This window comes from Streptomyces sp. S3(2020) (genome assembly GCF_013044505.1).
Taxonomy (GTDB): domain Bacteria; phylum Actinomycetota; class Actinomycetes; order Streptomycetales; family Streptomycetaceae; genus Streptomyces.
Map to the genome: position 1 here is coordinate 1 of NZ_JABERD010000276.1, position 10,858 is coordinate 10,858.

The window sequence follows — 10,858 nt, forward strand, 5'->3', positions numbered from 1 at the left end:
CCACCGCCCCCGCAACCGCCCACCACGAACATCACGACCGCGGCCGCATGATCGGCTGACAGGTTCTTCAAGAGTTCTTCATCGGCTCCGCCCTACGGTCGGCCTGCCCGGCGCGTTCGCGGACGGGTTCGACAGGAGAGCGGGGGGACCGATGGGGACGTATCGGATACTGCCGGCCGTGGCGGCCGCGGTCGTGATGTTCGTGGTGGGCGGTTGCGGGGGCGGTGGCGAGGAGGCGGGGGTCCCGACGGCCGACGGCGGCACCGGAGTGTCGGCCTCGCCGAGCGGCGGGGACGACGTGGCCGCGTATGTGCAGGCCCGCCGGGAGTACGTGAAGTGCCTGCGGGAGAACGGCATCGACGCTCCGGACCCGGACGCCGAGGGGGACATCGACTTCGGCGGCGGCGACATCGTGCGCACCTTGAAGAAGGACCCCAAGTTCCTGGCCGCCACGCAGAAATGCGGCAAGGACCTGCCCGCCGTGCCCGAGAGCATCGAGAAGGGCAACCAGCCCTCGCTCTCCGCCGAGCAGATCGAGGTGGAGCGCCGGTACGCCGCGTGCATGCAGAAGAACGGCGCCGCCGACTTCCCCGACCCGGGGCCCGACGGTCTCGGCCAGGGCGAATGGGACCAGACCTCGGCCGGTGCGAAGCGGGCCACCCGTGTCTGCGGGCCCATCATCGGGGTTCCGGCCACCCCGAGCCCCGGCAAGGGCTGAGCATGGCGAACACATCTGACATCGCGGACACAGCCGATGCGGTGCCGCGGCCGCCGCGCGGCGGGCCGAGGAGGCGTTCGGCGCTCGTCGCCTGCGCCGTCGCCCTCGTCGTGACGGCCGTCGCCGTCGTCGGGGCCCTCGGGCTCGGCGGTGGCGAGGAGGAGGGCCCGAGCACACCGTCCCGGGCCGGCTCTCTCGTCCCCGTCACCCGCACGACGCTGACCGAACGCACCGAGGTGGACGGCCGGTTGGGATACGGCACGGAGATACCGCTGCCGGTCAAGGCGACGGGCACGGTGACCTGGCTGCCGGAGCAGGGGGCCACGGCGCGGCGCGGGGACGTGTTGCTGCGCGTCGACGACCGTCCCGTGGTGCTTCTGTACGGGAGGCTGCCCATGTACCGGGACCTGGGGCTCACCGCCACACCGGACGCGGCGGGGGAGACGGATGCGGCGGGGGAGACGGATGCGGCAGCCCAGGAGGATGCCGAGCCCGTCGCGCCGACCGAGCTCAAGGGCATGGACGTCCTCCAGTTCGAGACCAACCTGGCCGCGCTCGGCTACTCCGGCTTCACCGTGGACGAGACGTACACCGCCAAGACGGCCCGGGCGGTGGAGCGTTGGCAGAAGTCGCTCGGGCTGCCCGAGACCGGGACGGTCGCCATCGGTGACGTCGTCTACTCCACCGGCAGGGTGCGGATCGGCCGGCCGGGTGTCCGGCTCGGCGACGCCGCCGGCGAGAACACCCTCACCTACACCGGCACGGCCCGGAAGGTCGTCGTCGACGCCTCCGCCACGGACGCCGCCTGGGCCGTACGCGGTACGGGGGTCCGCGTACAGCTGCCCGACGGGAAGACCGTGAAGGGCGAGGTGGCGTCGGTCGGGAGGCAGGCGACCGCGCCCGAGGCGGGTGGCGAGGGCGGCTCGGGGCAGGCCGGTGCCACGGTGCCGGTCACCGTCACCATCGGGGACCAGGAGTCGGTGGGGCGCTTGGAGAGCGGGCCGGTCACCGTCGAGTACGTGGGCCGCGAGGCCAAGGACGTCCTGGCCGTTCCGGTGGCCGCGCTGGTCGCTCTCGCCGAGGGCGGGCACGGTCTGGAGACGGAGCGGGGCCGGTTCGTCGCCGTACGGACGGGGCTCTTCGCCGACGGCGAGGTGGAGGTCAGCGGGCCCGCGGTCCGCGAAGGCATGAAGGTGAGGATCCCGGAGTGAGCGGTCCCGGAGTGAGCGTGAGCGGTCCCGGAGTGAGTGAACGTCCGCCCGTGGTCGTGGAGTTCGACGCGGTCTCCAAGACGTATCCGGGTCCGGTGGCCGCGGTCCGTGACGTGAGTCTGCGTATCGGGCGCGGTGAACTCGTCGGCGTGGTCGGCCCGTCGGGCTCCGGCAAGTCCAGCGTGCTCCATCTCATGGGCAGCCTCGACCGGCCCTCCGCGGGCCGGGTCCTGATCGACGGCCACGACGTGGCGAAGCTCTCCGACCGCGAGGTCTCCGCACTGCGGGCCACCCGGATCGGCTTCGTCTTCCAGCAGTTCCATCTGGCGGTCGGCGTGCCGGTGCTCGACTCGGTGGCGGACGGGCTGCTCTACGCGGGCGTCCCGGCGCGCCGCCGCCGGACCAGGGCCGCGGCCGCGCTGGCCAGGGTCGGGCTCAGCCACCGGGTCCACCATCTGCCGCACCAGCTCTCCGGCGGCGAGCGGCAGCGCGTCGCGGTCGCCCGCGCGGTGGTCGGCGGACCGTCGGTGCTGCTGGCCGACGAACCGACCGGAAACCTCGACTCCGGGTCGGGGGCCGCCGTACTGGAACTGCTGCGTGAACTGCACGCGGGCGGTACGACGGTCGTCGTCATCACCCATGACCGGGAGATCGCCGCCCGGCTGCCCCGCCGTATCGAGATGCGCGACGGCCGACTGGTCGGCGACACGGCGCGGACCACGACGAGCACGACGAGCGGGGCGCACCGGTGACGGGCGGCGGCGGGACGCGTTCCGGACCGCTGCGTGCCGCGCGGCTGCGGCCCGCCGATGTCGTACGGCTCGGCGGGACCGGTCTGCGGACCCGGCCGCTGCGGGTCTTCCTGTCCGCGCTAGGGATCGCCATCGGGGTCGCCGCGATGATCGCGGTGGTCGGTATCTCCGGCTCAGGACAGGCGGAGGTGGACCGGCGCCTCGACGCCCTCGGCACCAACCTGCTGCGGGTCGCCCCCGGCGAGTCCCTCGCGGGGGAGAAGGCCGAACTGCCGTATGAGGCCGTGTCGATGATCCGCCGGATTCCGCCGGTACGGCAGGTCGCGGCCACCGGCGCGACCGACGCCCACGTGTACCGCAACGAGCGCATCGCCATCGGCCGCACCGGCTCACTGACGGTTCTCGCGGCGGGCCGCGAACTCCTTCCCGCCGTCGGTGGCGAGGTGCGCAGGGGCCGCTGGCTGGACTCCGCGACCGACGAGTACCCCGCGGTCGTCCTCGGCGCCACGGCCGCCCAGCGGCTCGACGTGTACACCCCGGGAACCCGTCTCTGGCTCGGCGGCCGCTGGTTCTCGCTGATCGGCGTCCTCGATCCGGTGCCGCTCGCGCCGGAGCTCGACAGCGCCGCCCTGGTCGGCTGGTCGGCGGCCCGGACCTATCTGCGCTTCGAAGGCCATCCGTCGACGGTGTACGTCCGCGCCCAGGACAGCGAGGTCACCGCGGTACGGGCGGTGCTCCCGGCCACCGCCCACCCCGAGAAACCGGGCGAGGTGCGGATCTCACGGCCCTCCGACGCGCTCGCCGCCCGTGAGGCCACCGAGTCCGCGCTGACCGGACTGCTGCTCGGCCTCGGCGGGGTCGCCCTGCTCGTCGGTGGCGTGGGGGTGGGCAACACCATGGTCATCTCGGTCCTGGAGCGGCGCCCGGAGATCGGCCTGCGCCGCGCCCTCGGGGCGACCAGGGGGCAGATCCGCACCCAGTTCGTGACGGAGTCCCTGCTGCTCTCCCTCATCGGCGGCCTGGCCGGAACGGTCCTCGGCACCCTCATCACCGCGGGCTACGCCCTCAGCCGCGACTGGCCCACGGTCGTCCCGGTCTGGGCGAGTGCGGCGGGTGTCGCCTCGACCCTGCTCATCGGCGTGATCGCCGGCCTGTACCCGGCGGTCCGGGCGAGCGGGCTGGCGCCGACGGAGGCGCTGGCCGGCACATGAGTACCGTCAGACGGTCCCCGGGTGCCGGGGCCCGACCGAAGGAGTCCCGGTGAACCCCTGCGTTCCGGCAGCCGAGAGCGGGTCGCGATGAGCTTCCGGCTCAGGGTTCTCGGGCTGCTCATGGTGGTCGCGCTGGCCGCCACCGCCGCCACCGCCTGGCTGACCCTGAAGCAGGCCAACCGTCAGGTGCGGGAGACCGCCACGGCCGGCCGCCAGGAGGTCGCGCGGATCACCGGCGAACTGCGCGCGTACGGATACGCCCACGGCACCTGGGAGGGACTGTCGCCCACCGTGGCCGAGCTCGCGCGGGACACCGGCCAGCGGATCCGGGTCGCCACGGAGACCGACGTCCTGCTCGCCGACTCCGACGCCCTCGCAGGGCGTGCCCCCCGCGCGCTGAGCGGCCGGCCCGCGGTGCTGGTCGACGCGCGCCCCGTCCTGAGCGTTCCCGAGGGCAAGGTGCCCCGGATGTCGCTGAAGCAGACGGCCGCCGCGATCTCCGACTACCGGGCCACCGTGGCGTACGCGGCCTGTCTGACGCGGGCGGGAGCCGAGGTGACGGCCCGGCCGGGCGCGACCGGTGTCCCCCGGATCAGCACGGACCGTCGCCCCGCGCAGTGCCCGGAGCCGACCGGAACAGCGGATCCGCGGATCCAGCAGGACCTCGACGCGCTCCGGCCGTGCGAGTCCGAGCAGCCGATCGCCGCCTGCCTCCAGCGGGTGTTCAACGAGCGCGTCGGCGCCACCGCCCCACCCCGCCTGGAGATCCGCCTCGGCGTCCGCGACGAGTCGCCGCCCGCCCTCGCCGCCGCGCCCACCGTGGCCGTCGCGGTGGGTGTGGCCCTCGCGGTCATCCTCGGCGCCCTGCTGCTCAGCAGGGCCGTGCTCCGTCCCGTCCGCGCCCTCACCCTGGCCGCGAAGGGGCTGGGCGAGGGCGATCTGGCGCGGCGCGTACCCGTCCTCGGCCGCGACGAGATCGCGCAGCTCGGCGGCGCCTTCAACCGTATGGCCGACTCCCTCCAGGCCGGCGAGGAGCGCCAGCGCCGGCTCACCGGAGACATCGCCCACGAACTGCGCACCCCGCTGGCCAATCTGCGCGGCTATCTGGAGGCGCTGCGGGACGGTGTCGTCGAGCCGACCCCGGACCTGCTCGCCTCGCTCCACGAGGAGGCGCTGTTGCAGCAGCGGGTCGTGGACGATCTCCAGGATCTCGCCCTGGCGGAGGCCGGGACGCTCACCTACCACCCCGTCGCGGTCGATCTGCGCGACCTCCTGGAGGCCGGCCGCACCGCCCACCGCGCCCAGGCCGAGGCGGCGGGCGTCGCGCTGGAGCTTCAGGCGCCGGGGCCCGTGATCGTGACCGCGGACCCGGACCGGCTGCGCCAGGTCGTCGGCAACCTGGTCGGCAACGCGCTGCGGGCCACCGCGGCGGGCGGGACGGTGACGCTGGCCCTGGACCTGCGGGGCGAGCTGGCCGTCGTGGAGGTACGGGACACCGGCAAGGGGATATCGGCCGAGGACCTTCCGTGTCTCTTCGACCGCTTCTGGCGGGCGGACGCCTCCCGGGGGCGGGCGACCGGCGGCAGCGGCCTGGGACTGTCCATCGCCCGCCAGATCGTCACCGACCATCGGGGCACGATCGAGGTACGGAGCGAGGTGGGTGTCGGTACGGCCTTCACGGTCACTCTGCCTTCAGGGGCGCGCTGAGTCCGGCGTCAGGGGCTTGGTGTCAGGGGCTTGTCGAGTCCGAGCCGTCCGCGAGGCGGTAGCCCCGGCCGTACACCGTCTCCAGGAGGCGTGGCCGTTGCGGGTCCGCCTCCACCTTCCGGCGCATGTTCATCACATGGGCGTCGACGGTCCGCTCCAGCACGTCCCGGTCGAAGCCGAAGACGCGCTCGATGATCTGCGCCCGGGTGAAGACCCGGCCCGGTTCCCGCGCCAGCATCTCCAGGATGGCGAACTCCTTCGCGGTCAGCGGCACCGGCCGTCCGGCGACGCGGACCTCGAAGCGCGCGGTGTCCAGCTCCACCGCGCCGACGCGCAGCACCGCCGGCTCCGCGGCACCGCCCGAGTTCCTGGAGCGGCGCAGCAACGCCCTTACCCGCGCGGTCAGTTCGCGGGGGCTGTACGGCTTGGTGAGGTAGTCGTCGGCGCCGAGGTCCAGGCCGAGGAGCATGTCCTCCTCGGTGGTGCGGGCGGTGAGCAGCAGGATCGGGACGGCCGACTCGGTGCGCAGGATGCGGCAGACGTCGAGTCCGTCGACCAGCGGGAGCATCACGTCGAGGACGATGAGATCAGGCTTGGACGAACGGGCCCGTTCCAGCGCCGCGCGGCCGTCGGCCACGACGTGCACCGTGTTCCCCTCCCGCTCCAGGTAGATCCGGATCAGACGGGACTGCTTCTCGTCGTCCTCCGCGACCAGAATCCGAGCGCTCAACGCTTCTCCCCCAGCACAGACACCTGCCCCCGGCGCGCTTCCGCGCGCTCCAGAACCGTAGTACAGGCGGCGCTGCCGGGTCCCGCCCGGTGTGACCGGGCGAACCTTGCCTTTTCGCGGGACCATCGAAGAGGATGCCTGGCGGGGACCGGGGCCCCCGTGTCGGTAACGGCAGGGGCGGACCGCTACCCGGAGTACATAACAGGAGACAGCGATGTCCCACGAGGCTCATGACATTCAGGAGCCAGAGACTCCGCATCTCGATTTCGAAGGCACTACGCCGTACGAGGACTACGTCAAGGCGGACGTGCTCACCCACCTCCAGCACACCCTCTCCGACGATCCCGGAGAGATGGTCTTCCTGGTCACGACCCAGGTCATGGAGCTGTGGTTCACCGTCATCGTCCACGAGTGGGAGACCGCCGCGCGAGCGCTCCGCTCCGACGACGTGCCGGTCGCGGTCGACGCGCTGAAGCGTTCCGTACGCGAGCTGGAGGCACTGAACGCCTCCTGGAAGCCGCTCGGACAGCTCACACCGGCCCAGTTCAACTCCTACCGTGCCGCCCTCGGCGAGGGCTCCGGCTTCCAGTCCGCGATGTACCGCCGGATGGAGTTCCTGCTCGGCGAGAAGTCCGCGTCCATGCTCGTACCCCACCGCGGTGCGCCGCGGGTGCACGCCGAGCTGGAGAAGGCACTGCACGAGCCGAGCCTGTACGACGAGGTGCTGCGGCTGATGGCGCGGCGCGGGCACGCGATCCCGCAGCCGGTGCTCAGCCGTGACGTGTCGCGGCGGTACGAGCCGTCGGCCGAGGTCGAGGCGGCCTGGACCGCCGTCTACTCCGGAGACGCGGGCGATGAAGTCGCCCGTCTCGGCGAGGCGTTGACCGATGTCGCCGAGCTGGTGTGGCGCTGGCGCAACGACCATCTGGTGGCCACCCGGCGCGCGATGGGCGCCAAGGCGGGCACGGGCGGTTCGGCCGGGGTGGCCTGGCTGGAGAAGCGCGCGCAGAAGAACGTGTTCCCCGAGCTGTGGACGGCGCGGTCCCATGTCTGAACTCACCGTACGCGCGGAGAAGTTGGACGCCGCCGACGAACTGGCGGGCCTGCGTGCGCAGTTCGTGCTCGACGAGGTCGTCTATCTGGACGGCAACTCGCTCGGCGCGCTGCCCGCCGCCGTCCCGGGGCGGGTCGAGGACGTCGTACGACGGCAGTGGGGTGCGTTGCGCATCCGGTCCTGGGACGAGAGCGGCTGGTGGACCGCGCCCGAGCGGATCGGCGATCGGATCGCCCCGCTGGTGGGGGCGGCGGCCGGGCAGATCGTGGTCGGCGACTCCACAAGTGTCAATGTCTTCAAGGCACTTGTGGCGGCGGTCAGGATGGCGGGGCCCGGTCGGGACGAGATCGTGGTCGACGCGACCACCTTCCCCACCGACGGGTACATCGCCGAGTCAGCGGCCCGGATGACCGGCTGCACGCTGCGTCCCGTGACACCGGCCGAGGTGCCGGGGGCGCTGGGTGAGCGTACGGCGGCCGTGCTGCTGAACCATGTCGACTACCGCACGGGCCGGTTGCACGACCTGCCCGGGCTGACGGCGGCCGTGCACGCGGCGGGTGCCGTGGTGGTCTGGGACCTGTGCCACAGCGCGGGCGCGCTGCCGGTGGGGCTGGACGAGCACGGGGTCGACCTGGCGGTCGGCTGCACCTACAAGTACCTGAACGGCGGCCCCGGTTCACCGGCGTACCTCTATGTGCGATCCGCTCTCCAGGACCGTTTCGACTCCCCGCTGCCCGGCTGGAACTCCCACGCGGAGCCCTTCGGGATGCGGCCCGACTACGAGGCGGCGCCGGGTGCGCTGCGCGGGCGGGTCGGTACGCCGGACATCCTGTCGATGCTGGCGCTGGAGGCGGCACTTGAAGTGTGGGACGGCGTCTCGGTCGAGGCGGTGCGCGCCAAGTCGCTCGCGCTGACGGACTTCTTCCTGGAGTGCGTGGCCGGGTATGCGCCTGCGGGGCGGGTGGAGTCGGTGACCCCGGCGGCCCACGAGGAGCGCGGCAGCCAGGTGGCGTTGCGCTGCGAGGACGCCGGGGACGTGATGAAGCGGCTGATCGAGCGGGGTGTGGTCGGCGACTTCCGGTCCCCGGACGTGCTGCGGTTCGGGTTCACACCGCTGTACGTCGGGTTCGGGGACGTGGAGCGGGCGGCTCGGGTGCTGGGCGAGGTCGTGGCCTGAGGCTGCGGCGTGGGGTCGTGATGTGAGGCCGTGGCGTGAGGTTGTGGTGTGACGGTGTGGTGTGGCGTGAGGGTGTGGTGTGAGGGGGTGCTGTCGCCGCCCGGCGGCGGTCGGTTGAACGCCGGGTCGCGACAGCCCGCTGGTTCCGGTGCACCTGCCGGTTCCCGTGCGGGGCGGGGCGGTCACCCGTCGGTGGCGTACACCCCCGCCAGGGCTGCCGCGTAGGCCGCGCGGGCGGCGCGGTCGGCCGCCGCCGGGTCCGGGGGTGTCCCGGTGGTCAGCAGCGCGTAGTAGAGCGGCGCCGACACCGCTCGTACGACGGACTCCGCGTCGGTGTGCCGAGGCAACTCCCCGCGCCGCACACCCTGTTCGACGCAGGGGGCCCACTCCGCGACCCGGACGTCGTAGAAGCGGCGCAGGGCCTGTGCCGTACGTTCGTCGCAGGTGGCCGCCGCGATCACCGCGCGGAACAGGGCGCCTTGGCGGGCGTCGGCGAGAGTGCGCTGCACCAGGCGGGAGTTGGCCTGGAGGTCGCCCAGGACGGACCCGGTCTCCTCGCGCGGCAGCGACTGCTCGGCCATGTCGGCGAGCAGATCGGCGACCAGCGCGGTGACGGAGCCCCACCGCCGGTACACGGTGGTCTTGCCGACCTCGGCCCGGCGGGCGACGTCCGCGAGATCGAGATGCGCGAATCCCTGCTCGGCGAGCACATCACCGGCCGCCCGCAGCACGGCCGCGCGCACACGTGCGGTACGCCCTCCGGGACGCAGGGTGCCGGGCTCGGCGGACATAACGGCCTCCTTGGTGCGTGCGGGGCTTCCGGCGCCAGGGTAACGACACAGCAGAACCGTTTACCCCTCACCGAGCGTGACATCCGCGTTGTCCGTGCACGTCACCGGCCTGATACCGTCCCCGCCAACGGCCGAATTCTCTCCAGGTCCGCCACATCCGTCTCGTCCAAATACGTTACGTCGCTGAGAGGTTGGAGCATGCCGGACGACTCCGCAGCAGCCCGGGCCGCCGCCGAGGAGGAGTCGGCCTTCTCCCACCCGCCCGTCGACCCCGACACCAGCGCGGCATACGGGGACCACCCCGACCAGGTGATCGACTTCTACACACCGAAGAGTGACGTCAGCCGCGCGCCGCTCGTGGTCGTGTTGCACGGGGGCGCGTGGCGCGCGCCGTACGACCGGCGCCACATCACTCCGTTCGCGGACTTCCTGGCACGGCGGGGGTTCGCGGTGGCCAACGTCGAGTACCGCAGGGGGGCGATGCTGCCGGGGCAGGGTGACGGCGCGTCCGGTGGTGGTGCGGGCACGGGTGCGGGGTCCGTCGCGGGGCCTGTCGCGGGGCGGTGGCCGGACACGTTCGACGATGTCGCGGCGGCGCTGGACGCGCTTCCCGATCTCGTACGGGAGTTCCTGCCGCAGGCCGATCCGCGGCGCATGGTGGTCACCGGGCACTCGGCGGGCGGTCACCTGGCGCTGTGGGCCGCGGCTCGTCATGTGCTGCCCGCGGACGCCCCCTGGCGCACGGACCGGCCCACGCCGCTGCGGGGTGTGGTGGCGCTGGCTCCGATCGCGGACTTCACGGTCGCGGGGAAGCTGGACGTGTGCGGGGGCGCCGCGCTGCAACTCCTGGGCGGGGAGGCGCATTTCGGGGACCGGCGGCCGTACGCGGACCCCGCGCTGCTGCTGCCGACCGGCATCGCGACGACGCTCGTCCAGGGGCGTACGGACGTGGATGTGCCGGAGGCCGTCGCCGAGTCGTACGCGGACGCGGCGGCGAAGGCGGGGGAGGTGGTGGGGCTGACGTTGCTGGAGGACGTCGGTCACTTCCCGCTGATCGATCCGGCGGCGGACGCGTGTGCGGTGGTGGTGGAGGAGATCGCGCAGTTGGCGTGGTGAGCGTGGCCGGCGGGGTGATGGTCCCGGCGGTGTGGTGGCGCGTGGCGGGGTGGCGGTCCTGGGGTGGTGACTGTGGCTGGCGTGGTGATTGCCCTGGCGGGCTGGGGGCCCCTGGCGTGGTGATGGCGCGTGACGTGGCGCTGAGCCGGGGCTGACCTGGCCCTTCTGATACCCGTAGTACCTGAGAGCTACGTCGTGAATTGGCTCCCCGGCGGGACGTGGACGACGCGGTCGGATCCGTAACTTCCCTACCAGACAAGCCTGATGGACGGGCGGACTGGGAGGGGGACGGCTGTGGGGTTCGCGACGGGGGTCAGGGCGGCGGGGCTGAGGGCGACCGCTCGGGTCCGCCACGGAGGTGGGCAGGCGCAGCCGCGCACCTCTTCGGCGA

The 10,858-nt window shown here is 73.0% G+C and carries 10 protein-coding genes; 8 read left to right on the forward strand and 2 right to left on the reverse strand.

The window, feature by feature from the left end:
* The first annotated feature begins 178 nt into the window (after positions 1 to 178).
* From HLK59_RS44265 to HLK59_RS44285, 5 genes are all read left to right on the forward strand, one after another.
* Positions 179 to 718 carry a hypothetical protein gene (locus HLK59_RS44265; protein WP_346779958.1) on the forward strand — a complete coding sequence of 180 codons (540 nt, stop codon included), beginning with the start codon at positions 179 to 181 and terminating at the stop codon, positions 716 to 718.
* Between the two features lie 2 nt (positions 719 to 720).
* Positions 721 to 1,929: a peptidoglycan-binding protein gene (locus HLK59_RS44270; protein WP_171147331.1), complete on the forward strand. Its 1,209-nt coding sequence runs from the start codon at positions 721 to 723 to the stop codon at positions 1,927 to 1,929.
* A gap of 11 nt (positions 1,930 to 1,940) precedes the next feature.
* On the forward strand, positions 1,941 to 2,681 hold the full coding sequence (locus HLK59_RS44275; RefSeq protein ID WP_346779959.1) for an ABC transporter ATP-binding protein: 741 nt from the start codon (positions 1,941 to 1,943) through the stop codon (positions 2,679 to 2,681).
* A complete protein-coding gene (locus HLK59_RS44280; RefSeq protein WP_171147332.1) occupies positions 2,678 to 3,892 on the forward strand; it encodes an ABC transporter permease in 1,215 nt (404 codons plus the stop codon). Before HLK59_RS44275 ends, HLK59_RS44280 begins: the two co-directional genes overlap by 4 nt.
* An 87-nt stretch (positions 3,893 to 3,979) precedes the next feature.
* The gene (locus tag HLK59_RS44285; RefSeq protein ID WP_171147333.1) at positions 3,980 to 5,599 is read left to right on the forward strand and encodes an ATP-binding protein; all 1,620 of its coding nucleotides are present in this window, start codon (positions 3,980 to 3,982) and stop codon (positions 5,597 to 5,599) included.
* 22 nt (positions 5,600 to 5,621) lie between these two features.
* Here HLK59_RS44285 and HLK59_RS44290 read toward each other — a convergent pair whose 3' ends face one another.
* Entirely contained in the window at positions 5,622 to 6,329 is a 708-nt protein-coding gene (locus HLK59_RS44290) for a response regulator transcription factor (RefSeq protein ID WP_171147334.1), read from the reverse strand.
* A gap of 214 nt (positions 6,330 to 6,543) precedes the next feature.
* Here HLK59_RS44290 and HLK59_RS44295 point away from each other — a divergent pair, with 214 nt between their 5' ends.
* Positions 6,544 to 7,383 (forward strand): tryptophan 2,3-dioxygenase family protein, encoded by an 840-nt coding sequence (locus tag HLK59_RS44295; RefSeq protein ID WP_171147335.1) that lies wholly within the window; start codon positions 6,544 to 6,546, stop codon positions 7,381 to 7,383.
* The gene (gene kynU / locus HLK59_RS44300; RefSeq protein WP_171147336.1) at positions 7,376 to 8,560 is read left to right on the forward strand and encodes a kynureninase; all 1,185 of its coding nucleotides are present in this window, start codon (positions 7,376 to 7,378) and stop codon (positions 8,558 to 8,560) included. Before HLK59_RS44295 ends, kynU begins: the two co-directional genes overlap by 8 nt.
* A 182-nt stretch (positions 8,561 to 8,742) precedes the next feature.
* Here the strand turns inward: kynU and HLK59_RS44305 are convergent, their stop codons facing one another.
* Complete coding sequence (locus HLK59_RS44305; protein WP_171147337.1) at positions 8,743 to 9,351, reverse strand: TetR/AcrR family transcriptional regulator; 609 nt, start codon at positions 9,349 to 9,351, stop codon at positions 8,743 to 8,745.
* 198 nt (positions 9,352 to 9,549) lie between these two features.
* Between HLK59_RS44305 and HLK59_RS44310 the strand changes: the two genes are divergently transcribed.
* The gene (locus HLK59_RS44310) at positions 9,550 to 10,467 is read left to right on the forward strand and encodes an alpha/beta hydrolase (protein WP_171147338.1); all 918 of its coding nucleotides are present in this window, start codon (positions 9,550 to 9,552) and stop codon (positions 10,465 to 10,467) included.
* Positions 10,468 to 10,858 lie beyond the last annotated feature (391 nt).

Excerpts from the sequence above, each read along its gene's own strand:
- HLK59_RS44270 (WP_171147331.1), top strand. The coding sequence starts at position 721 with ATGGCGAACACATCTGACATCGCGGACACAGCCGATGCGGTGCCGCGG.
- HLK59_RS44285 (WP_171147333.1), top strand. The coding sequence starts at position 3,980 with ATGAGCTTCCGGCTCAGGGTTCTCGGGCTGCTCATGGTGGTCGCGCTG.
- HLK59_RS44295 (WP_171147335.1), top strand. The coding sequence starts at position 6,544 with ATGTCCCACGAGGCTCATGACATTCAGGAGCCAGAGACTCCGCATCTC.
- kynU (WP_171147336.1), top strand. The coding sequence starts at position 7,376 with ATGTCTGAACTCACCGTACGCGCGGAGAAGTTGGACGCCGCCGACGAA.
- HLK59_RS44305 (WP_171147337.1), bottom strand. The coding sequence starts at position 9,351 with ATGTCCGCCGAGCCCGGCACCCTGCGTCCCGGAGGGCGTACCGCACGT.
- HLK59_RS44310 (WP_171147338.1), top strand. The coding sequence starts at position 9,550 with ATGCCGGACGACTCCGCAGCAGCCCGGGCCGCCGCCGAGGAGGAGTCG.